The 20,527-nt window shown below is 66.4% G+C and carries 22 protein-coding genes; 11 read left to right on the top strand and 11 right to left on the bottom strand.

Annotation, left to right across the window (positions count from 1 at the left end; all coding sequences use genetic code 11):
• The first annotated feature begins 86 nt into the window (after positions 1 to 86).
• Positions 87 to 761: a COG3650 family protein gene (locus ABFA30_RS09065; protein WP_253081554.1), complete on the top strand. Its 675-nt coding sequence runs from the start codon at positions 87 to 89 to the stop codon at positions 759 to 761.
• Positions 762 to 866: 105 nt separating this feature from the next.
• Positions 867 to 2,480 (top strand): NAD(P)/FAD-dependent oxidoreductase, encoded by a 1,614-nt coding sequence (locus ABFA30_RS09060; protein WP_225788160.1) that lies wholly within the window; start codon positions 867 to 869, stop codon positions 2,478 to 2,480.
• Between the two features lie 68 nt (positions 2,481 to 2,548).
• On the opposite strand, the gene ABFA30_RS09055 is transcribed toward ABFA30_RS09060, so the two are convergent.
• Entirely contained in the window at positions 2,549 to 3,013 is a 465-nt protein-coding gene (locus ABFA30_RS09055) for a glycine zipper 2TM domain-containing protein (protein ID WP_225788159.1), read from the bottom strand.
• Positions 3,014 to 3,159: 146 nt separating this feature from the next.
• Here ABFA30_RS09055 and ABFA30_RS09050 point away from each other — a divergent pair, with 146 nt between their 5' ends.
• Entirely contained in the window at positions 3,160 to 3,393 is a 234-nt protein-coding gene (locus ABFA30_RS09050) for a hypothetical protein (RefSeq protein ID WP_225788158.1), read from the top strand.
• Here the strand turns inward: ABFA30_RS09050 and pdxH are convergent.
• The 5 genes from pdxH to dinG form a co-directional block, all read right to left on the bottom strand.
• On the bottom strand, positions 3,390 to 4,037 hold the full coding sequence (gene pdxH / locus ABFA30_RS09045) for a pyridoxamine 5'-phosphate oxidase (protein WP_225788157.1): 648 nt from the start codon (positions 4,035 to 4,037) through the stop codon (positions 3,390 to 3,392). The two genes, ABFA30_RS09050 and pdxH, sit on opposite strands and share 4 nt — an antisense overlap.
• A 21-nt stretch (positions 4,038 to 4,058) precedes the next feature.
• Positions 4,059 to 4,997, bottom strand: coding sequence for an OmpA family protein (locus tag ABFA30_RS09040; RefSeq protein ID WP_225788156.1), 939 nt, complete (start codon positions 4,995 to 4,997; stop codon positions 4,059 to 4,061).
• A 99-nt stretch (positions 4,998 to 5,096) separates the two neighbouring features.
• Positions 5,097 to 6,242, bottom strand: a complete 1,146-nt coding sequence (locus ABFA30_RS09035) for a serine hydrolase domain-containing protein (protein WP_253081553.1) — start codon at positions 6,240 to 6,242, stop codon at positions 5,097 to 5,099.
• 159 nt (positions 6,243 to 6,401) lie between these two features.
• Positions 6,402 to 8,639, bottom strand: coding sequence for a beta-galactosidase (locus ABFA30_RS09030; RefSeq protein ID WP_225788154.1), 2,238 nt, complete (start codon positions 8,637 to 8,639; stop codon positions 6,402 to 6,404).
• A 71-nt stretch (positions 8,640 to 8,710) separates the two neighbouring features.
• A complete protein-coding gene (dinG, locus tag ABFA30_RS09025) occupies positions 8,711 to 10,855 on the bottom strand; it encodes an ATP-dependent DNA helicase DinG (RefSeq protein ID WP_225788153.1) in 2,145 nt (714 codons plus the stop codon).
• Between the two features lie 98 nt (positions 10,856 to 10,953).
• Between dinG and ABFA30_RS09020 the strand changes: the two genes are divergently transcribed.
• Positions 10,954 to 11,418, top strand: coding sequence for a CopD family protein (locus ABFA30_RS09020; RefSeq protein WP_410045356.1), 465 nt, complete (start codon positions 10,954 to 10,956; stop codon positions 11,416 to 11,418).
• A gap of 20 nt (positions 11,419 to 11,438) precedes the next feature.
• On the opposite strand, the gene ABFA30_RS09015 is transcribed toward ABFA30_RS09020, so the two are convergent.
• The 3 genes from ABFA30_RS09015 to ABFA30_RS09005 form a co-directional block, all read right to left on the bottom strand.
• A complete protein-coding gene (locus ABFA30_RS09015; RefSeq protein ID WP_225788151.1) occupies positions 11,439 to 11,714 on the bottom strand; it encodes a DUF1145 domain-containing protein in 276 nt (91 codons plus the stop codon).
• 16 nt (positions 11,715 to 11,730) lie between these two features.
• Complete coding sequence (locus tag ABFA30_RS09010; RefSeq protein ID WP_225788150.1) at positions 11,731 to 12,447, bottom strand: OmpA family protein; 717 nt, start codon at positions 12,445 to 12,447, stop codon at positions 11,731 to 11,733.
• Between the two features lie 88 nt (positions 12,448 to 12,535).
• Positions 12,536 to 13,228, bottom strand: coding sequence for an OmpA family protein (locus tag ABFA30_RS09005; protein ID WP_225788149.1), 693 nt, complete (start codon positions 13,226 to 13,228; stop codon positions 12,536 to 12,538).
• Between the two features lie 159 nt (positions 13,229 to 13,387).
• Here ABFA30_RS09005 and ABFA30_RS09000 point away from each other — a divergent pair, with 159 nt between their 5' ends.
• The 6 genes from ABFA30_RS09000 to ABFA30_RS08975 all read left to right on the top strand — a co-directional run bounded on the left by ABFA30_RS09000 (position 13,388) and on the right by ABFA30_RS08975 (position 18,974).
• Positions 13,388 to 13,882: a DUF6231 family protein gene (locus ABFA30_RS09000; protein ID WP_225788148.1), complete on the top strand. Its 495-nt coding sequence runs from the start codon at positions 13,388 to 13,390 to the stop codon at positions 13,880 to 13,882.
• 4 nt (positions 13,883 to 13,886) lie between these two features.
• A complete protein-coding gene (locus ABFA30_RS08995) occupies positions 13,887 to 14,363 on the top strand; it encodes a YchJ family protein (RefSeq protein ID WP_225788147.1) in 477 nt (158 codons plus the stop codon).
• A gap of 2 nt (positions 14,364 to 14,365) precedes the next feature.
• Positions 14,366 to 14,842 carry an LEA type 2 family protein gene (locus tag ABFA30_RS08990; RefSeq protein ID WP_253081551.1) on the top strand — a complete coding sequence of 159 codons (477 nt, stop codon included), beginning with the start codon at positions 14,366 to 14,368 and terminating at the stop codon, positions 14,840 to 14,842.
• 7 nt (positions 14,843 to 14,849) lie between these two features.
• Positions 14,850 to 15,047, top strand: a complete 198-nt coding sequence (locus ABFA30_RS08985; RefSeq protein WP_225788145.1) for an SEC-C metal-binding domain-containing protein — start codon at positions 14,850 to 14,852, stop codon at positions 15,045 to 15,047.
• A gap of 157 nt (positions 15,048 to 15,204) precedes the next feature.
• Positions 15,205 to 17,646, top strand: a complete 2,442-nt coding sequence (locus tag ABFA30_RS08980; RefSeq protein WP_410045355.1) for a penicillin acylase family protein — start codon at positions 15,205 to 15,207, stop codon at positions 17,644 to 17,646.
• Between the two features lie 212 nt (positions 17,647 to 17,858).
• Positions 17,859 to 18,974: a succinylglutamate desuccinylase/aspartoacylase family protein gene (locus ABFA30_RS08975; protein ID WP_225788143.1), complete on the top strand. Its 1,116-nt coding sequence runs from the start codon at positions 17,859 to 17,861 to the stop codon at positions 18,972 to 18,974.
• A gap of 24 nt (positions 18,975 to 18,998) precedes the next feature.
• Here ABFA30_RS08975 and ABFA30_RS08970 read toward each other — a convergent pair whose 3' ends face one another.
• Both ABFA30_RS08970 and dcd read right to left on the bottom strand, forming a co-directional pair.
• The gene (locus ABFA30_RS08970; RefSeq protein WP_225788142.1) at positions 18,999 to 19,229 is read right to left on the bottom strand and encodes a hypothetical protein; all 231 of its coding nucleotides are present in this window, start codon (positions 19,227 to 19,229) and stop codon (positions 18,999 to 19,001) included.
• Positions 19,230 to 19,326: 97 nt separating this feature from the next.
• Complete coding sequence (gene dcd, locus ABFA30_RS08965; protein ID WP_043213075.1) at positions 19,327 to 19,893, bottom strand: dCTP deaminase; 567 nt, start codon at positions 19,891 to 19,893, stop codon at positions 19,327 to 19,329.
• 326 nt (positions 19,894 to 20,219) lie between these two features.
• Between dcd and ABFA30_RS08960 the strand changes: the two genes are divergently transcribed.
• The gene (locus tag ABFA30_RS08960; protein ID WP_043213073.1) at positions 20,220 to 20,432 is read left to right on the top strand and encodes a cold-shock protein; all 213 of its coding nucleotides are present in this window, start codon (positions 20,220 to 20,222) and stop codon (positions 20,430 to 20,432) included.
• Positions 20,433 to 20,527 lie beyond the last annotated feature (95 nt).

Here is a 20,527-nt window from a genome sequence, read left to right as displayed (position 1 = left end):
AGAGCGGAACACATGAAACCTTGTGATCGCCCCCCAGGCTGAGTAACGTGGCCACTTCTTTTGCTGGATCGCCCGGAGCCTGCCCCATGCGCGTCACCCCTTCCCTGCTGCTCGTCACCCTGCTCCCCCTGTTTGCAGGCTGCCAGGCGCTGGCGAACAAGCCAACCGACCCGAACATCGGCACCACGCGCATGCAGGGCGAACTGAGTGCCGAAGGTGGCAAGCTGCTGTTCAAGCCCTGCAGCGAAAGCCGCCACTTCGAGGTCAACGATGTAGGTGCCACCGGCCTGCTGCAGGAAGCCGCCAACCTCGCCGAGGATGCTGGCGACACGCTGTTCGCCGACGTGCGCGGCCGCCTTGCCGGCAGCAAGCAGGCCGACAGCGATGGCCGCCTCGACGTGACGCGCCTGTACCGTCTCGAGCCTTCCGCCAATGCCTGCGGCGATCCCAACTTCAAGCAACTGACCCTGCGCGCCGACGGCCATGAACCAGGCTGGGCGATCAAGGCCAGCGGCAAGGGTATGGTCCTGGAACGGCTCGGCCAGGATCCGCTGCCACTGCCCTACCTGGAAGAACAGATGCCCAACGGCGGCCTGAGCCTGTCCAGCGAAGCCAATGGGCAACACATCGAGCTCTGGGTCGCTCCGCAGCGTTGCGTCGACATCGCCACCGGCGCGATACGCCACCTGCGCGCCGAACTGCGCATCGACGGCCAGACCCTGCAAGGCTGCGGCTACTACGGCGGCGCCCGCGACAACTGATCGCCCGGATGCGTTTATCCTGCCAGTCAAGGTGGCGAACAGCTTATACTTGGCGGTTTGTGTAAAGCCGCCGGCCACCCCATGGCCGGGATACTGGATCCTGCCATGCTACGAATCACCGAACTGAAGCTGCCCCTGGACCATTCCGACGAGGCCCTGCGCGAGGCCATCGTCCAGCGCCTGGGCATCCTCGACGAGCAGTTGCTCAGCTTCACCCTGTTCAAGCGCAGCTACGACGCCCGCAAGAAGAACAGCGAGATGCTGTTCATCTACACCATCGACCTGGAAGCGAGCAACGAGGCGCAACTGCTGCACACGTTCGCCGATGACCGCAACATCAGCGTCGCCCCCGACATCAGCTACACATTCGTCGGCCAGGCTCCGGCCAACCAGGTGGAGCGCCCGATCGTGGTCGGCTTCGGCCCCTGTGGCATCTTCGCCGGCCTGTTGCTGGCACAGATGGGCTTTCGACCGATCATCCTAGAGCGCGGCAAGGAAGTGCGCCAGCGCACCAAGGACACCTGGGGCCTGTGGCGCAAGAGCGTGCTCAACCCCGAGTCCAACGTGCAGTTCGGCGAAGGCGGCGCCGGGACCTTCTCCGATGGCAAACTCTACAGCCAGATCAAGGACCCGCTGCACCATGGCCGCAAGGTCTTGGAAGAGTTCGTCAAGGCCGGCGCCCCGGACGAGATCCTCTACATCAGCAAGCCGCACATCGGTACCTTCCGCCTGACCGGCATGGTCGAGAACATGCGCCAGGAAATCATCGCCCTGGGCGGCGAAGTGCGTTTCCAGGAAAAGGTCACCGACCTGCTCATCGACGATGGCCAGCTCAACGGCGTGGTGCTGGAGAGCGGCGAGCAGTTGCATTCGCGCCATGTGGTCCTGGCCCTGGGGCACAGCGCTCGCGACACCTTCCGCATGCTGCACGGCAAGGGCATCTACATGGAAGCCAAGCCGTTTTCCATCGGTTTTCGCATCGAGCACCCACAATCGCTGATCGACAAGGCGCGCCTGGGCAAGTATGCCGGGCACCCGAAACTCGGCGCCGCCGACTACAAGCTGGTGCATCACGCCAGCAACGGCCGCTCGGTCTACAGCTTCTGCATGTGCCCAGGCGGCACCGTGGTCGCCGCCACCAGCGAGCCGGGCCGGGTGGTCACCAATGGCATGAGCCAGTATTCGCGTAACGAGCGCAACGCCAACTCCGGCATCGTCGTCGGCATCGACCCCGAACGCGACTACCCGGGCGGCCCGCTGGCCGGTATCGAGCTGCAGGAGCGCCTGGAAGCCCATGCCTACGTGCTGGGCGGCAGCAACTACCAGGCACCGGCGCAACTGGTCGGCGACTTCGTCGCCGGGCGGCCCTCCACCGAGCTGGGCAGTGTCGAGCCGTCCTACAAACCGGGGGTGACCCTCGGCGACCTGGCACCCAGCCTGCCCGATTTCGCCATCGAGGCCATCCGTGAGGCACTGCCGGCCTTCGATCGCCAGATCAAAGGCTACAACCTGCACGATGCGGTGCTGACCGGCATCGAGACGCGCACCTCCTCGCCCCTGCGCATCACCCGCGACGCCAGCTACCAGAGCCTCAACCTCAAGGGCCTGTTCCCGGCTGGCGAAGGCGCAGGTTACGCCGGCGGCATTCTCTCGGCCGGGGTCGATGGCATTCGCGTCGCCGAGGCGGTGGCGCGGGACATCCTGGGGCTGGATGCCTGACAGCGCCTTGCAGGCAAGAAAAAACCCCGACCGGCCTCGCCGTGTCGGGGTTTGTTTTTAGTGCAACTTCAGTGAGTGACGCGGCTGGTACCGTCAACGGTCATGATGCGTACCCGCTCGCCGACGCGGAAGATCTCGTTCTGCTGCACTTCCTGCACATAGGCGCGCATGCTGCCGTCGTCCTCGCGCACAGTGATCTCGACACCCTGGGTGCGGGTCAGGCCTTCCTCGGCGGCAGAACCGGCCAGGCCACCGGCAACGGCACCGATCACCGCAGCCACGATGCTGCCACGGCCACCCCCCACGGCGCTGCCGGCCACGCCACCGACGATCGCGCCCGCGCCACCGCCGATCGGGGTCTTGGTACCTTCGATCTTCACCGGGCGCAGGGATTCGATAGTGCCCATGCGCACGGTCTGCACGCGACGGGCCTCATCCCGGGAATAGCTGTCGCCCGTCAGGTTCGAGGCACAACCGCCGAGCAGCAGCGACATGGTGGTGAAGCTCGCCACCAGCAAAACGGATTTACGCATGGGATAACTCTCCATAGGTCATGTGTCCATTAGACGCCGTGGATTGACGACTGTCACGGCGCAAAGGTTATAAAATTGTTTTCATTCAGCTCAGGTACAGCCTGCGCCGGCTGTGTTGCGGCTAAACATTCTGACCAAGGATAGCCATGGATTACTTCATCGTCGTGGTCGCGACCGTCGCGGGCCTGTACTTCCATTGGTGGCTGTACGTGCGCATGCGACGCTGGATGGACCGTGACCTGGCGCTGTCGCTGGCCGGCAACGACGAAGCCAAGCGCACCTACATGCTGCAACGCCTCGAGCAGGCGCGGGCGCAGAAGATCAAGCGAAAGGAACTGGCGGCCTGGCTGGAACGCGAAGCCGCCGCCTATCCGGGTTAGGGAGCCAGGCGCTCACGCAGCCACTGGCCATCCACCAGGCGATAGTTCAGGCGATCGTGCAGGCGGCTCGCGCGCCCCTGCCAGAACTCGACGCGCTCGGGCAGCAAGCGATAGCCCCCCCAGTGCTCGGGGCAATGCGGCTGGGTATCGGAAAAACGCGCCTCGGTAGCCTTGACCAGGTTCTCCAACGCCTCGCGGCTGGCAATCACCCGGCTCTGCGGCGACGCCCATGCCCCCAGGCGGCTGCCCAGCGGGCGTACCTGGTAGTAGTCGTCGGACTCCTTGGCCGTGACCTTCTCCACCCGCCCTTCGATACGCACCTGGCGTTCCAATGCCGGCCAGAAGAACGTCATGGCGGCAAAGGGGTTGGCCAGCAGTTGCTGGCCCTTGGCGCTGTCGTAGTTGGTGAAGAAGGTGAAACCGCGCTCATCGAGCCCCTTGAGCAGCAGCACCCGGCAATGCGGCCGGCCTTCGCCGTCGACAGTGGCCAGGGTCATGGCGTTGGCCTCCACCGGTGGCTGCTCGGTCTTCACCGCATCGGCGAACCACTGGTGGAACAGGGCGAACGGCTCACCCGGGGCCTGAGCTTCGGCCAGGCCATCACGGGTGTAGTCGCGGCGCATATCGGCCAGGGATTGGGTCATGACTGCGTTTCCTTAAGACGATCAGTTGCCTTTCTTCGCAGGGCTGTTGGCGGCTACTTTCTTGTTGGTCGAGGCCTTCTTCGCGGTGGTCTTGGCCGCAGGCTTCTTCGCCACGGTCTTGGCCGGGGCCTTCACCGCAGGTTTGCTGGCGGCGGCCTTGGCTGCCGGCGCCTTGGCGTCCTGGACTGCAACCATGGAGGCTGCGACCGGTGCCGGGGCGGCCTGCTGGTACTTGGCCAGCAGCGCCACCATGGTGTTCTGCGGAGTCAGCAGCATTTCCACCCGACGGTTCAGCTTCCGGCCCTCGACACTGTCGTTGGCCGCACGCGGCATGTCCGAACCCATGCCCTTGAGCATCAGGCGATCACGCTCCAGGCCGCTGAGACGGAAGATCGCCGACACCGACGCGGCACGTTCCAGGCTGAGCTTCTGGTTCGCCGCGGCGGCACCGCTGCTGTCGGCGTGGCCCAGAATCAGCACGGCGCTCTTCGTATCGGCCTCGGCCAGCTTGGCCACGCGGGTGATCGGGCCCAGGGTCATCGGCAGCAGCATGTTCGGGCGATCCGGGTTGTAGGAGCCATCCACCGGGATGGTCACCGCCAGCACATCGTCGCGGCGCTCCAGCTCGAACTTGCTGCCCTTGATCGCCTCGCGCACCTTGGGCTCGTACTCGTCCAGCCAGGCCTGGGTGGCCTTCTCGTCGATCTTCGGCACCGCCGGGCCCTTGGCCTGCTGTTCTGCGCCGCCGAAGGGCCACCACCAGCGGCTGCCGCTCTCGGACTTGGCCTCGGCCTTGGCCACCTTCTCGGTCACAGCCTCCTTCACTTCCTGCTCGGCCACTTTGTCCGAGCCGAATGGCCACCAGCTGTGGCTCGTGTCGTTCGAGGCAGTCTGCGGGTGCTGGGCGCAACCGGTAGCGGCCAGGCACAGGGCAAGTGCTAAGGTTTTATGTGAAGACATCAGCGATACACCATGAAATTGAAAGAGATTTTGCCCGCGCACACCAGGCGTTGGCATTGAGGATAGTCAAAGGATCCGGGCAATACCCGCACAACCCGATCAAAGGCACGTGCCAAGGGCGCGCACCAGTTTCTGTGCCCTGGGGTCCATGAGCACATAGGGGCCAAGGGTATTGGTGACGAAACCGAAGGCGACATCGTGCTCGGGATCGGCGAAGCCGACCGAGCCACCGGCGCCGGGATGGCCGAAGGCTTTCGCGCCCAGGCCAAAGGTGGCGTTGGCCACGTCGGGCTGGTCGAGCATGCAGCCCAGGCCGAAGCGGGTCTGGGTCAGCAGGGTACGGTCCTGGCCGAGGCTGTGTTCACGGGTCAGCTCGTCGAGCAGCTCCGACTCCAACAGGCTGCCGTCGAGCAGGCCGGCATAGAAGCCCGCCAGGCTGCGGGCGTTGCCGTGGCCGTTGGCCGCCGGCTGCTGCATGCGCCGCCATTCGGGCTTGTTGGTGCTGGTGAGGATCGCCGGTGGGTTGGTGAAGGCGCGGGTCGACAGTGCCTCCGGCTCACGCAGTGTCACCTGCAGCAGCCGCTGGGCCGCGGCGTCGCCGGGGTTGCCCTTGCCACGGGCGATGTGCGCCACGCGGTGGAACTCCTCGTCCGCCAGGCCCACATGAAAATCCAGGCCCAGCGGCCGTGCGGTGCGGGCGACGATCGACTCACCCGGGCCACGCCCATCGGCGCGGCGAATCAGCTCGCCGACCAGCCAGCCGTAGGTGATGGCAGCGTAGCCGTGCTCGCTGCCTGGCACCCACCAGGGCGCCTCGGCGGCCAGGGCATCGATCATGGCCTGCCAATCGTACAGGGCCTCGGCCGGCAGCAGCTCGCGGATGGCTGGCAGGCCGGCGCGGTGGCTGAGCAGTTGACGCAAGGTCACGCCGTCCTTGCCGGCCTGGGCGAACTCCGGCCAGTAGCGCGCCACCGGGGTATCCAGGGCCAGCTTGCCCTCGCCCACCAATTGCAACGCGGTGACGGCGGTGAAGGTCTTGGTGCAGGAGAACAGGTTGGCGATGGTGTCGCTGTGCCAGGCTTCCTGGCCATCCCTGTCGGCGCTACCGGCCCACAGGTCGACGACCGTTTCGCCACCGACCTGGATGCACAGCGCCGCACCACGCTCCTGGGGATCTTCGAACAACGCGGCGAAGGCATCGCGCACCGCCTCGAACTTCAGCTCATAGTGACCCTGGATCTGCACCCGCCTGTTCTCCGTCGACTCGTCTTACAAAAGGATGCATTGTTTCAGTAGTTGACGGATTTGCAAACAACCTGTGGCTGGGTGGTCGCCTGTGCTGTCGGGATTCGAGGCTTGCGCTGCCTGTACCGCCGCGAATGGGCCGGTACGGGCAACGAAAAATCAGGGCGCCGGCTTTTCCAGGATCCTGCCCAGCTCGTCCATCAACTGCAGATTGCTCCTGCGTACCGCCTTGACGAAGCCTGGGTACGGCACGTCGGTAATGGCCACCAGCCCCAGATGGCCGTTCTCGCCATCGAGCAGTCGCCCGCTGGCCGGCTGGTCCAGGTACTGGAACCAGTGCGCGCCGACGATCATCGGCTGGGCCAGCGCCGCCTTGAGGAAATTGCCATAGGCAGGCCCCCGGTCCTCTTCGCGGGCGACCTCCAGCGGCCCCGGCCAGAACGGCCCACGGTCGCGGGAGCCGAACTGGAATTCCGAGACCAGCACCGGCTTGTCCAGCTCGGCCAGCTGGGCGAAGTCGTAGCCGTCCTCGGGCTTGAGGGTATAGAAATTGAAGCTCAGGACATCGCAGAACTCGGCGCAGGCCTTGACCGCCTCCGGGGTGCTCACGGCATAGCGTCCCCCCAGCAGCAGGTGGTTCGGGGCATGCCACTGCAGCGAGTCGGCGATGGTCTTGAAGTAGGTCTCGGCGAACACCAGCTGGAAATGCTGGTAGTCGCGCTCGATCTCCGGGTGCTCGGGGCTGGGCAGCGGCGCCTCGAAGCCGGGGTCCTCCAGCAGTTCCCAGCCCTGCAGGTCGATACCCCAGGCCTTGGACAGCCCCTCCTCGTTGCGGTACTTGTCGCGCAACTGCTTGAGGAAGGCGCGCTTGGCCGGCACGTCGGTGGTCAGGCGCAGGGTGCCGTAGGCCAGGCCATAGCGGGCCTTGGGGTCGTCCCCGGGCGCGGCCCAGGCCAGCTCGTTGTCGGCGAAATAGCCGATCAGCCAAGGGTCGTTGCGATGATCGCGGGCGGCGATGGCCACCGCACGTTCAGTGGCCATGGCGAAGCGTGGATCGAACGGGTCGGGCATGCGTCCCCACCAATCCATGCCCGTGCTGATGCTGGCGTAATCGCCGACGATCGACAGCGGCAAGGTATAGGGCACCCGCTTGGCCTGCCCCAAGGCCGGGTCGCTCCAGTTGCCCAGGGTATTGAATCCCCAGGCCAGCAGACGGTCGAGGGCATGGGCCTGCCAACGCGGTGCATCCACCGCCGGCGCTGGGCAAACCTCGGCCGTCTGCCCCTCGAGTACCTCCGGGCAAGGCTCGCCATAGGTACGCTGCAGGTTGGCGGCATAGAAATCGAACCAGCGCCCCTGCTTGAAGTTGCGCCCTTGCGACGACGGATTGCCGTCGTCGTTGTTGCCTTCGCCATAGAACGCCGCCAGGGGCTCGCCCTCGCCCGGCAAGGCCTGGAACTGGGTCTGGCGGCCGGCCACGTAGGTGCGCCCGCCGTCGCTGGCCACGGCATTGACGCCAAGGGAGTAGAACGGGTGGCCTTCCGGCGTCACCAGGAACCAACGACCATCACGCTTCTCGGTACGAAAGAAGCCCTTGGCCTCGAACACCGGCCCCGCCAACAGGCCGCCGTAGATGTCCAGGCGCTGCTTGCCACGCTCGGCGAGCCAGCCTTGCAGTTGCTGCCGTTCGCGGCGCTCGGCGGCCTTGAGCTGCTGGTCGTTGATGATCTTCTCTGGCCAGCGCCCTCGGGTGGACTGGCCATAGGCGTCGATCAGCCCTTCGTAGGCCGCCTTGAATGCCAGGTCATCGTCCTGGATGCCGACCTTCTCGATCAACAGGCTCTGCGCTACCCGGGGGTTGGGGATACTGAGGCTGACGGAAACGACCTGCCCCAGGTCGACCTCCCCCTCACTGCTGGCCAGCAGCAGGCGCTGGCCCTCATGGACCCAGGGCATCGGAGGGCCGGCGCGCATGCCCTGGCTCAGCGGCGAACGGGCCTTGAGTGGCACCATCACGGTCTGCGCGGGCCCTGCGGGCAGGTCGACACGGCTGGTCAGGGTACGGCCGTCGCTGCTCTGCACCGTCACGTCCACGGTCAGGGCCCAATCCATGGCGCTCTGCAGGCGCAGCGTCAGGGCCTGGCCGGCAGACCAGTCCCAGGCGCCGCTCTGCGGGCTCAAGCGCAAGGTCGGCCGCGCCACCGGGTTGAACACCACGCGCCGCAGTACCTCGCCCTCGGCTGTCTGCTCCGCGTTGTACTGCGGCAGGTCGGCATCGGTGGTGGTCACGGTGACCACGGAGGCCGGGCGCACGAAGCTGAACAACGTCTGCTGCCCGGCCAGCAGCGGCGAGCTGAACAGCAGGGCGAACACGGCAGGCAGGGTACGGCGGATCATGGGGCGGTCGTTCTCCTCTCGATGGGTGACGACAGAGGTGGACGGAGGACCGGCGCATCATGCTCCGGCCGTCAGGAAATCTCCCGCCGGAACGGCGGCAGGGCGTTGAGGATAGCCTTGCCATAGCGCTGGGTGACCAGGCGCCGATCCAGCAAGGTGATGACGCCACGGTCCTGCTCGGTACGCAGCAGGCGACCGCAAGCCTGGATCAGGCGCAGCGAGGCATCGGGCACGGCGATCTCCATGAATGGATTGCCGCCGCGGGCCTCAATCCATTCGGCCAGCGCCGCCTCGACCGGGTCGTCCGGTACGGCGAAGGGAATCTTGGCGATCACCACGTGCTCGCAGTAGGCGCCGGGCAGGTCGACCCCCTCGGCGAAGCTGGCCAGGCCGAACAGCACGCTGTGCTGGCCATCGTCGACCCGCGCCTTGTGCTTGTTGAGGGTTTCCTGCTTGGACAGGTTGCCCTGGATCAGCACCAACTTGCGCCAGTCGCGGTCCAGGCCGTCGAACACATCCTGCATCTGCTTGCGCGAGGAGAACAGCACCAGCGCGCCACGGGCGTCCTCGAGCATGTCGGGCAACGCGCGGATGATCGCCGCGGTGTGCCCGGGTACATCGCGCGGATCGGCGCCCAGGTCCGGAACCCGCAGCAGGCCGGCATCGCCATGGTGGAACGGGCTGGGCACCACGCAGGTGACCGCGTCGCGGGGCAGGCCCGAACGCATGCGGAAGCGGTCGAACTTGCCCAGGGCGGTCAGGGTGGCCGAGGTCACCAAGGCGCCATGGGCGACGTTCCACAGGCTGCGGCGCAGCATCTCGGCAGCGAGGATGGGGCTTGCGTTGACCTCGATGTCGAACAGCGCGCCGCTCTCGGCCAGGGTCAGCCAACGCGCCATCGGCGGGCTGTCCTGCGGGTCTTCGGCGGTGAAGGCGGTCCACAGTTCCCAGTTGCCCTGGGCGCGGGTCACCAGGCTGCCGAACAGGGGGTACCACTCCTCGGCCTGGTGGCTGGCGATACCGATGTTGGTCTCGCCGTCCATGCCTTCCTTGAGCAAGTCGGCCAGGCGGGTGAACAGGTCGTTGAGGCGGGCGAAGCCTTTCTTCAGCTCGATGCCCACCTCGCGGATCTGCTCCGGCACCACGCCGCCCTCGAAGCGGTAGCGTGGCCGCTCGCGGCCTTCCATGTCCTCGCCGGGGCGGAAGTCGGCCACCTGCTCGCACAGCGTGAACATGAACTGCTGCTGGGTACGGATCTCCCGCGCCAGCTCCGGCACCTGCTCGATCAACTTGCCCAGGTCGCCTGGCAAGGGGTGCTGGGCCAGCAGCTTGGTGAGGTTCTTGGCGGTCTGCTCCAGCCAGTCGGCGGTGGAGCGCAGGCGCGAATAGTGGGCGAAATGGCCGATGGCCTTGTCCGGCAGGTGATGGCCTTCGTCGAACACATAGATGGTGTCGCGCGGGTCGGGCAGCACGGCGCCGCCGCCCAGGGCCAGGTCGGCCAGGACCATGTCGTGGTTGGTGACGATCACGTCGACCTTGCCCATGCCCTCGCGGGCCTTGTAGAACACGCACTGCTGGAAGTTCGGGCAGTGGCGGCCGGTGCACTGGCTGTGGTCGGTGGTCAGCCGCGCCCAGTCCTGGTCCTCCAGGGCCTCGGGCCAACTGTCGCGGTCACCGTCCCAGCGGTTGCCGGCGAGCTTCTCGATCATGCTGTTGAACAGCTTCTGGCTCTTCTCGTCGACCTCGATGCGAAAGCCCTCCTCCTCGAACAGCTGGGCGGTGGCCGACTGGGCATGGCCCTCCTGCAGCAGCACGTCGAGCTTGGACAGGCACAGGTAGCGGCCGCGCCCCTTGGCCAGGGCGAAGCTGAAGTTCAGGCCGCTGCTGCGCATCAGGTCGGGCAGGTCCTTGAAGACGATCTGCTCCTGCAGGGCGACGGTCGCGGTGGCGATCACCAGGCGCTTGCCGGCGGCCTTGGCGGCGGGGATCGCGGCCAGGCTGTAGGCGACCGTCTTGCCGGTACCGGTACCGGCCTCCACCGCCACCACGGCGGGCTCGCCGGCGCGGCGGCCTTCGTCGTCGCAGGCGATGTCGCCGAGGACCTTGGCCACTTCGGCGATCATCAGGCGCTGGCCGTAGCGTGGGCGCAGGCTCTTGGCTTCGAGAAAACGCGTGTAGGCGCCCTGGATGGTGGCTTTGAGTTCGTTGCTGATCATGATCTGGGGGCGCCCGCAGGGCTGGATATATTTTCAGTGTTTCGCATGGGCCGGCTATCATACCCCGCTATTGCCCTTTATGCCGCATGGAGATCCGGATGCTCGCCTTTGCCCTGCCCTACACCCTGCATGTCCTGGCCGCCCTGGTTTGGGTCGGCGGCATATTCTTCGCCTGGCTGGTGCTGCGCCCGGCAACGGTCGCGGCCCTGGAGGGGCCGGCACGGTTGCGGCTGTGGGTGGAAGTTTTCCGACGGTTCTTCAGATGGGTCTGGCTGGCGGTAGCGATCCTGGCGATCAGCGGCATCGGCATGTTGCATATGCGCTTCGCCGGCTTCGAGACGGCACCGCGCTACATCCAGGTGATGATCGGCGGGGGGATCGCCATGTTCGCGCTGTTCCTGCGGATCCAGGCGCTGCTGCTGCCGGAGCTGCGCGCGGCGGTGCAGGCCGAGGATTGGGCGGCAGGTGCCGGGGTGCTGGGGCGGATACGACGGATGGTGGGGATCAACCTGCTGCTGGGGCTGCTGGTGGTGGCGGTGGCCAGTTCGCGGCTGCTGGTTTGAGCCACCTCGGCAGCCTCGATCTACGCCTTGCGCGGCACCTCCAGCGGCTTGGGAATGGACATGACGTGAAAGATGCCGGTCAGCAGGATCTGCAGGCGGTCGAACCAGCGATGGCTGCGCCCGCGCAGGCTGCCATTGAAGAACAGCACCTCCAGGAAATGCAGCCCCAGCAGGGCGATGCCCGCGGCATTGATCAACAGGTTGAATGGCAGCGGCTGGGGTATGAACAGGTTCACCAGCACCACCCACCAGAACACCACCGTCAAGGCCTTGCCCAGCCCCAGGATGAATTTCATGTTCCCTCCCTGCTAGTCAGTCGAGGTGCAGTTCCACCCGGCGGTTGTGCGCGCGGCCTTCGTCGGTGCCGTTTTCGGCCACCGGTTCGCTTTCGCCACGCCCTTGGCTGGTCACCTTGTTCGGCGCCACCCCCTGGCTGATGAGAAATTCAGCGACGCTGCTGGCGCGACGCTCGGACAGCCCCTGGTTGTAGCCATCGGTGCCGACACTGTCGGTGTGGCCGATGACCCTGATGCTGGCCACACGGGGGTCATTGAGCGTGGGTAGCAAGGCCAGCAGGCGTTCCCTGGCACCCGCCGTCAACTCGGCCGAGTCGAAGGCGAACAACACCTGCCCCTGGTCGTCGAGGGTGATCACCTCGGGGACTGGCGCCTCGGCCTTGGGCGTGGAGGGTGGGTATTGCGGCAATGGGCAGCCCATGTGGTCGACCGCGGTACCGGCCGGGGTATCGGGGCAACGGTCACGACGGTCGAAGACGCCATCGCCATCTTCGTCGCCATCCTGGGCGTAGCAGATCAAGCCACCGGCGATGGCGCCAGCGACGCCGGCACCGGCGGCCCAACTGGAACTCTCGATGGCGCCCAGGCCACCGCCGACCAACCCGCCGAGCAGGCTGCACAGGGGCCAGTTCCGTTGATTGAGGGGCGCACTACCATCGCTGTGGGTGGCACAACCGGTAAGCAGGCTGGAGGCCACCAGCAGTGGCAGTGCCGCCTTCGACAAAACACTCATGATGAATGCTCCTGTGTCACCGGCCCGAACCGGTCATTCAGGAGTAAAGACGCGCCCGCGCCACTTCTCAAGGCGCGGGCGCCTGCCGTCAACGCTCGATCTTGATCTCGGTGCGACGGTTCATGGCACGGCCATCGGCGGTGGCGTTGTCCGCGACCGGCTGGGTTTCGCCTGCGCCCACCACCGAGACGAAGCTGCTGCGTGGCACGCCGCTGTCGACCAGGTAGTCGGTGACCGAGTGGGCACGGCGCTCGGACAGTTTCTGGTTGTAGCTGTCGGAGCCGACGCTGTCGGTATGCCCGGTGACGCTCAGGCGGGCGCTCGGCGCTTCCTGCTTCAGGCGAGTGGCGATGGTGTCTAGCCGGGTCTTGTCGGCGGCGGTCAGGCGCGCGGAGTCGAATTCGAAGTGCACGTCACGGATGACGATGACTTCCTCTTTCTCCACCACCACCTCTTCCACCACGGCGACCGGCTCCGGCGGGCAGCCATTGGCATCGACCTGCACGCCACGCGGCGTGCCAGGGCACTTATCGCGGCTGTCCGGCACGCCATCGCCATCTTCGTCGCCATCGCCATGGGCCCAGCAGTAGCCCGCCGCCAGGCCACCGCCGAGCAGCGCGCCCCATCCGGCCCAGCTGGAGCTCTCGATGGCGCCGAGGGCCGCGCCGCTCACACCCCCGACGGCAGCACACTTCGGCCAGTCGGTTTTTTGCAAACCTGCACAACCAGTTAACACACTGGTGAGCAGAACCAGGGGTATCGCTGTGCGTACTATGCTCATTTCGTTGCTTCTCCTAGGGGGAATCGGCATAAGACCGATCCTTGGGAGTAAAGACCGCGCATTACCTCTCTGCCAGCAATAAGCCACGACGCGGCCGCTCGCCCCTTTGCCCGCGCGCGCCGGCCCGTTAGTCTTGAGCGACCTGAACGAGGATTGGCAATGACCGACGGTTTTTCCCAACGCACGCCGCAGCAGGCGCTGGCCGCCCTGCTCGAGCGCTTCACGCCCCAGCGCCTGCTGCTGGTCGGCAGCCGTTTTCCGGCCCTGGACGCCTTCGCCGAGGCCCACCCCGGCACTTGCATCGAGGTCGCCGCGCCAGGCCCGCTGCCGGCCCCGCTGGCTGCCCAGCGCTTCGACCTGGCGGTGCTGGTCGACTGCCTCGAACACCTGCCCCGGCGCGCCGGCCTGGAACTGCTGGGTGGCATCCGCAATCTCAATGCCAGCAGGGTCGCGGTGCTGGCAGACCTGGCCGCCTGTGGCTGGCAGGACACCGACTTCTTCGCCCTGGCCCTGTCGGCCAGCGAGAAGTTTCGCCGCGACGAGCAGGTGCTGAGCCTGTTCACCTATGATCTACATGACTACAAGCAGGTCCCCGACTGGCTCAACGCCAAGTTCTGGGCCAACCCTGAAAACTTCGGCAAGTACTGGTGGTGACCCGATGAGTGTCTCGGTCTGCCCGTGTGGCAGTGGCAACCTGCTCGACGCCTGCTGCGGGCATTACCATGCCGGCACCCCGGCCCCGGATGCCCAGGCGCTGATGCGCTCGCGCTACAGCGCCTATGTGCTGGGCCTGGTCGACTACCTGGTGGCCACCACCCTGCCGGCCCAGCAGGCCGGCCTGGACTGCGCCGCCATGGCCGCCTGGAGTGCCAGCAGCACCTGGCTGGGCCTGGAGGTGGAGAGCGCCGAGGTGCTCGGTGGTCAGCCTGAACATGCCTTCGTCACCTTCACCGCGCGCTGGCACGACCAGGAAGGCGACCACCAGCACCGCGAGCGGTCGGCCTTCGTCCAGCACGACGGGCGCTGGTACTTCATCGACCCGACCGTGGGGCTGAAGGCCGGACGCAACGACCCCTGCCCCTGCGCCAGCGGGCAGAAGTTCAAGAAGTGCTGCGCCAGTTACATCGGTAGCTGAGCATGATCGCCCTGGCCCGCCTGCTCGTCTTCAGCTTCGTGCTGACGCTGCTGGCAGGTTGCGCCGGCTGGGGCGGCAGCGACTGGCGCCAGCCCGAGGTGCACCTGGTCAAGGTCGAGACGGTCAAGGCCCGGCTGCACCAGCAGGAATTCGTCCTGCACCTGCGCGTCGACAACCCCAACGACAGCCGCCTGTTCATCCGCAACCTGGCCTACTCGGTGCGGCTCAACGACCTGCTGCTGGTCGAGGACCAGACCAGCCTCTGGCGCAGCGTCGGCGGCCATGCCCGGCGGACCTTCAAGATCACCGCACGGACCAACCTGTGGCGGCAGCTCAAGCCCCTGGCCAAGCTGCTGCGCAGCGAGCAGCCATTGCACTACCGGCTGCAGGGCGAACTGAATACCGGCTTGCTCATTCGCCGGGACCTGCACTTGTCGCGCAGTGGTGAGATAATCCCCGGCGATCTTCAACCGGAGTAACCCTGCAATGACCCAGCAACCCCATGTCCATGGCCCCGACTGCAACCACGGTCACGACCACCACCACGATCATGGCCATGTGCACGGCCCGCACTGCAACCACGGCCACCAGGAGCCGGTCCGCAATGCCCTGAAGGATGTCGGGCGCAACGATCCTTGCCCGTGTGGCAGCCAGAAGAAATTCAAGAAGTGCCACGGGGCTTGAGGCTCTCTTGAGCGGCGAGCTGCAAGTTGCAAGCGACAAGAAAGCGTGGGCCGTGCACTCTGCTGCTTTTTCTTCCAGCTTGTAGCTTGCAGCTTGCCGCTTTCCCCGGCAATTTAGCGCCTTTCGAACCCCCGCCACGCCCCGCAGGAGCCTTGTCATGGCCGCCCCCGTTCTTCCGCCCTTCCGTCCCCACTTCGGCGGCACCGCCGTGCTGCTTGGCCTGCTCGGCCTTGGTGGCTGTCAGTTGGGTGGCTACCAGGACAGCGTGCCGCCGAGCAGTGGCGTACAACCGCTCAAGGGCCTGGCGCAGAACGTCTCGGTGCGGCGCAACGCCATGGGCGCGCCGCTGATCGAAAGCAGCAACTTCCACGACGCGCTGTTCAGCCTCGGCTATGTGCATGCCGGCGACCGCATCGGCCAGATGCTCGCCATGCGCCTGCTGGCCCAGGGCCGCCTGGCCGAGCTGGCGGGGCCAGAGGCACTGGACATCGACCGGCTGATGCGCGCCGCCAATCTCAAGCAGGGCGCCGGCCAGCTGTATGCCGACGCCTCGCCGCGCCTGCAACGCTTCTTCGAGGTCTATGCCCGCGGCGTCAATGCCTACCTGTTCCGCTACCGCGACAAGCTGCCGGCCGACATCGCCCGCAGCGGCTACCGCCCGGAATACTGGAAACCCGAAGACTCGGCGCTGATCTTCAGCCTCTATGCCTTCAGCCAGTCGGTGAACCTGCAGGAAGAACTGGCCGCCCTGACCCTGGCCCAGCAGGCCGGCAGCGACAAGCTGGCCTGGCTGCTGCCCGGCGCCCCGGACGAACCGCTGGCCGAAGCCGAGATCGACAAGCTCAAGGGCCTGGACCTCACCCGCCAACTGCCGGGCCTGGCATCGTTGGCGGCGGCCGGGCAGACGCTCGCCGACCTCGGCCTGCTTGGCAGCCCCGGATCGGCCAACCTGGCCCTGGGGCCTCAGCGCAGCCGCAGCGGCAAGAGCCTGCTGGCCAGCGACAGCCAGGCCACCTGGGCCCTGAGCCCAGTGCAGATCCACACCACCAAGTACCAGGTCGCCGGCCTGTCGCTGCCTGGCCTGCCCATCGTACTGACCGGTTACAACGGCAAGCTGGCCTGGAGCGGTAGCGCGGTGATGGCCGACAACCAGGACCTGTACCTGGAGCAACTGCGCCGCCAGGGCAGCCAGTTGAACTACCTGGCCGACGGCAAGTGGCTACCCGCCCGGGCGCGCAACGAGACCTTCTTCGTCCGCGGCCAGCGCCCCCAGCGCGAGGTGATGTACGAGACCCGCCACGGTACCCTGCTCGGCCAGCCGGGCAATGCTGGCCTGGGCCTGGCGCTGCACCTGCCCCTCGCCAAGGGCGACCGCAGCCTCGACGCGCTGTTCGACCTGACCCGTGCCCAGACGGTGGAGCGCGCCTTCGACAGCACCCGCGAAGTCGGCGCCGTGGCCCTCAACTTTGTCTTCGCCGAGCCACAACACATCGGCTGGCAGGTCAGCGGCCGCTATCCCAACCGTCGCGAAGGCCAAGGCCTGCTGCCCTCCCCAGGCTGGGACGGGCGCTACGACTGGGACGGTTTTGCCGACCCGATGCTCCACCCCTACGACCAGGACCCGCCCGCAGGCTGGATCGGCCATGCCAATCAGCGCAGCCTGCCACGCGGCTACGGCATGCAGTTGTCCAACACCTGGTACTACCCCGAGCGCGCCGAGCGCCTGGCCCAGCTGGCCGAGAACGGCCGCCACGACAGCCGCAGCCTGGCGGCGCTGCAGAACGACCAGGTCAGCCTGCTGGCCGACAAGCTCAAGCAGATGTTCGAGGCCCCCGGCATGGCCCAGCCGCTCGAACAGGCCATCGCTGCCCTGCCCGCCGACCAGCGCGAAAAGGCCCGCGATACCCTGGCCCGGCTCAAGGCGTTCGACGGCCGCCTGAGCCCAGTGTCGGCAGATGCCGCGCTGTACGAGCTGTTCCTCCAAGAAGTGGCCCGGCAGACCTTCCTCGACGATCTCGGCCCGGAGTCCAGCCCGGCGTGGCAGGCTTTCGTCAGCAACGCCCGGCTTTCCTACTCGGCCCAGGCCGATCACTTGCTGGGCCGCGAGGACAGCCCGTTCTGGGACGATCGCGGCACCCCACAGAAGGAAGACAAGCCCGGCATACTCGCGCGCAGCCTGGCGGCGGCGGTGGATGCCGGCATCGCCCAATTGGGGGCCGATCGCCGTACCTGGCAATGGGGCAAGCTGCATCAGTACCGCTGGCCGGCGCCGGCCTACCATGGCCTGGGCGATGCCATCCGTCGCTCGCCACAGGCCGCCGGTGGCGACTTCAGCACCCTGGCGCTCACCCCTTATGCCTGGGGCAGCAGCTTCGACACCCAACTGCCGGCCTCGGCACGCATGATCGTCGACTTCGGCCAGGCTGAACCGCTGCAGGTGCTGACCAGCAGCGGCCAGTCCGGCAACCCGGCCAGCCGGCACCACACCGACGGGCTGGATACCTGGTTCCAGGGGCGTTTCATGAGCCTGCCGCTGCAGCCACAGCACTTCGCCCGCGCCTATGGCACCCAGCGCCTGACCCTGGTGCCCGGCCGTTGACCGGGGCCGCTTCGCCCCCCATCGCCGGCAAGCCCCACTGGATGCGAGTCGACCATACATGATGCGGTTTGCCGGCGAATGGGCCGGATGAACCGGCAACGCCAGTTCCAGCACCACGCCCGCGAGGAGTAGGCGCAAGGCCCGAAGTTATGCTTCTATCCTTCTAGCCAAGCCCATGCCGCAGACCATTGTCGTCACCAGTCAGGACCACCATGCACCATTCGACCCACGACCTGCTGTCTCCCGTCCCGGGTATCGCCCGCCAGCTCCACAGCTTCCACTTCGGCCCGCGCGGTGGCGGCAAGGTATACATCCAGGCCTCGCTACACGCCGATGAACTGCCCGGCATGCTGGTGGCCTGGCACCTGAAGCGGCGCCTGGCCGAACTGGAACAGCAAGGGCGCCTGCAGCAGGAAATCATCCTGGTGCCGGTGGCCAATCCGGTGGGCCTGGAGCAGGTGTTGCTGGACGCCCCCCTGGGACGCTTCGAACTGCAGAGCGGCGAGAACTTCAACCGCAACTTCGTCGACCTTTCGGACAGCATCGGCGACCAGATCGAAGGCCACCTGACCCAGGACCCGGCGCACAACCTGGCGCTGATCCGCGAGTACCTGCGCCGTGGCCTGGATGCCCACCCGGCACGCACGCCGCTGCAATCCCAGCGCCTGACCCTGCAACGCCTGGCCTGCGACGCCGACATGGTGCTGGACCTGCACTGCGACTTCGAAGCGGTCGAACACCTGTACACCACGCCAGAGGCCTGGCCACAGGTCGAGCCCCTGGCGCGCTACCTCGGCGCCCAGGCCAGCCTGCTGGCCACCGACTCCGGCGGCCAGTCGTTCGACGAATGCTTCAGCCTGGTCTGGTGGCAGCTGCAACAGCGCTTTGGCAAACGCTTCCCGATCCCTTTGGGCAGCTTCTCGGTGACCATCGAATTGCGCGGCCAGGCGGATGTGAACCACACGCTGGCGAGCCAGGACTGCCAGGCGATACTGGATTTCCTGACCCATGCCGGGGTGATCGAAGGGCAGGCAGCACCGCTACCGCCCCTGGCTCACCCGGCCACGCCGTTGGCGGCCGTGGAGCCGGTCACGGCGCCACTGGGCGGGCTGCTGGTGTTCCATGCCAGCCCAGGCCAGTACCTGCAGGCCGGGCAACTGGTCGCCGAGGTCATCGACCCGCTCAGCGACCGGGTGACGGCCGTGCACAATACCCAGCCCGGCCTGCTCTATGCCCGTAGCGTACGGCGCATGGCCACGGCGGGGATGGTCATCGCCCACGTCGCGGGGCAACAGCTCTGCCGCAGCGGCTACCTGCTGGCCAACTGAGCCTCGCCCAGGCAGCCGTGGCCGTCAGGCCACGGGGGACGGTGGCGGCTCGTCGGGCAGGGTCGGTTCACCCGGCTCCATGGGTGGGGCTTCGCCGGGTTCCGGCGGTTGCGGTGTATCGGGATCGGGCTGGTGGGGTACGCCACCGGCCTGTACCGGCGTAGGGGGATGCGCAAGCAGCGACCATGCCAGCAACCCGATCTGGTTGGGCTGGAGGACGGCCAGCTTCGCGCTGATGGCGGGATGGAGTTTCATCGGCAGCTCCTGGCGAGAGCCGGCGCACGTCATGCGCGCCGGGGCGGTTCTACCATTGGAGTGCCGGGCGCGCGCGGAATTCCACGCGCTCGTCGGCTCAGGTGCGCGGCAGGGTGACGCCGCGTTGGCCCTGGTACTTGCCGCCACGGTCCTTGTAGGACACTTCGCACTCTTCATCGGACTCGAGGAAGAGCATCTGCGCCACGCCCTCGTTGGCATAGATCTTCGCCGGCAGGGTCGTGGTGTTGGAGAACTCCAGGGTCACATGGCCCTCCCACTCCGGCTCCAGCGGGGTGACGTTGACGATGATGCCGCAGCGCGCATAGGTGCTCTTGCCCAGGCAGATGGTCAGCACGTTGCGCGGGATGCGGAAGTACTCGACGGTACGGGCCAGGGCGAAGGAGTTCGGCGGGATGATGCAGACGTCGCTCTTGACGTCGACGAAGCTGCCGGCATCGAAGTTCTTCGGGTCGACGGTGGCCGAGTTGATGTTGGTGAATACCTTGAATTCGTCGGCGCAACGTACATCGTAGCCGTAGCTGGAGACGCCGAAGGAGATCACCCGGCTGTCCTCGCCGCCGCGCACCTGGCGCTCGACGAACGGCTCGATCATGCCGTGTTCCTGCGCCATGCGGCGAATCCACTTGTCCGATTTGATGCTCATGGCGGGGGTGTCCTGAGAGTGCAAGGTGAAAAACGAGACGCGCATCTTACCGGTCCCGGCGCCTGGGTTAAAGTTCCACGCCCTATCCCGCGTCGGACGGGGCTTGTACAGGCCACTGATCCGAATTTCGCCAAAGCGCTTCTTGGCCATTGGCAGGTCGCGGAAAGTGGGTTAAGGTGACGCCACTGTGCTGCACGTGACACCGAGAATCTCTGTTTGATGCACGATTCCCATCGGCCCATCGCTGAATTTTCCGCTCTCTTTGCACTCAGTCCCGGCCAGGGCGTTTCCTGTGCCGCAACCAACTTTGTCCAAGGAGACAGACCATGTCCAACCGCCAATCCGGTACCGTCAAGTGGTTCAACGATGAGAAGGGCTACGGCTTCATCACCCCTCAGTCGGGTGACGACCTGTTCGTACACTTCAAGGCCATCCAGGCTGACGGCTTCAAAACCCTGAAAGAAGGCCAAGCTGTTACTTTCGTCGCTACCCGCGGCCAGAAAGGCATGCAGGCTGAAGAAGTTCGCATCGAAGGCTAATCCTTCTTTACGCGCTTCAAAAAAACCCGCCAATTGGCGGGTTTTTTGTGCCTGCAATCTGTAGCGATGGGCCGCAAAGCGGCCCCAATGGCAGC

This window comes from Pseudomonas sp. HLMP (genome assembly GCF_046365545.1).
GTDB classification, from domain to species: domain Bacteria; phylum Pseudomonadota; class Gammaproteobacteria; order Pseudomonadales; family Pseudomonadaceae; genus Aquipseudomonas; species Aquipseudomonas guariconensis_B.
Note: the sequence above shows the minus strand (reverse complement) of the source record. Positions and strands in the feature narration are given on the sequence as shown.

Bases quoted from the DNA above. Each gene is read 5' to 3' on its own strand.
- ABFA30_RS09020 (WP_410045356.1), top strand. From the start codon at position 10,954: ATGCTCGCCTTTGCCCTGCCCTACACCCTGCATGTCCTGGCCGCCCTG.
- dcd (WP_043213075.1), bottom strand. From the start codon at position 19,893: ATGAGCATCAAATCGGACAAGTGGATTCGCCGCATGGCGCAGGAACAC.
- ABFA30_RS08990 (WP_253081551.1), top strand. From the start codon at position 14,366: ATGATCGCCCTGGCCCGCCTGCTCGTCTTCAGCTTCGTGCTGACGCTG.
- pdxH (WP_225788157.1), bottom strand. From the start codon at position 4,037: ATGACCCAATCCCTGGCCGATATGCGCCGCGACTACACCCGTGATGGC.
- ABFA30_RS09030 (WP_225788154.1), bottom strand. From the start codon at position 8,639: ATGATCCGCCGTACCCTGCCTGCCGTGTTCGCCCTGCTGTTCAGCTCG.
- ABFA30_RS08980 (WP_410045355.1), top strand. From the start codon at position 15,205: ATGGCCGCCCCCGTTCTTCCGCCCTTCCGTCCCCACTTCGGCGGCACC.
- ABFA30_RS08995 (WP_225788147.1), top strand. From the start codon at position 13,887: ATGAGTGTCTCGGTCTGCCCGTGTGGCAGTGGCAACCTGCTCGACGCC.
- ABFA30_RS09055 (WP_225788159.1), bottom strand. From the start codon at position 3,013: ATGCGTAAATCCGTTTTGCTGGTGGCGAGCTTCACCACCATGTCGCTG.
- ABFA30_RS08960 (WP_043213073.1), top strand. From the start codon at position 20,220: ATGTCCAACCGCCAATCCGGTACCGTCAAGTGGTTCAACGATGAGAAG.
- ABFA30_RS08970 (WP_225788142.1), bottom strand. From the start codon at position 19,229: ATGAAACTCCATCCCGCCATCAGCGCGAAGCTGGCCGTCCTCCAGCCC.
- ABFA30_RS09050 (WP_225788158.1), top strand. From the start codon at position 3,160: ATGGATTACTTCATCGTCGTGGTCGCGACCGTCGCGGGCCTGTACTTC.
- ABFA30_RS09040 (WP_225788156.1), bottom strand. From the start codon at position 4,997: ATGTCTTCACATAAAACCTTAGCACTTGCCCTGTGCCTGGCCGCTACC.
- ABFA30_RS09010 (WP_225788150.1), bottom strand. From the start codon at position 12,447: ATGAGTGTTTTGTCGAAGGCGGCACTGCCACTGCTGGTGGCCTCCAGC.
- ABFA30_RS08985 (WP_225788145.1), top strand. From the start codon at position 14,850: ATGACCCAGCAACCCCATGTCCATGGCCCCGACTGCAACCACGGTCAC.
- dinG (WP_225788153.1), bottom strand. From the start codon at position 10,855: ATGATCAGCAACGAACTCAAAGCCACCATCCAGGGCGCCTACACGCGT.
- ABFA30_RS09015 (WP_225788151.1), bottom strand. From the start codon at position 11,714: ATGAAATTCATCCTGGGGCTGGGCAAGGCCTTGACGGTGGTGTTCTGG.
- ABFA30_RS09005 (WP_225788149.1), bottom strand. From the start codon at position 13,228: ATGAGCATAGTACGCACAGCGATACCCCTGGTTCTGCTCACCAGTGTG.
- ABFA30_RS09000 (WP_225788148.1), top strand. From the start codon at position 13,388: ATGACCGACGGTTTTTCCCAACGCACGCCGCAGCAGGCGCTGGCCGCC.
- ABFA30_RS09065 (WP_253081554.1), top strand. From the start codon at position 87: ATGCGCGTCACCCCTTCCCTGCTGCTCGTCACCCTGCTCCCCCTGTTT.
- ABFA30_RS09060 (WP_225788160.1), top strand. From the start codon at position 867: ATGCTACGAATCACCGAACTGAAGCTGCCCCTGGACCATTCCGACGAG.
- ABFA30_RS08975 (WP_225788143.1), top strand. From the start codon at position 17,859: ATGCACCATTCGACCCACGACCTGCTGTCTCCCGTCCCGGGTATCGCC.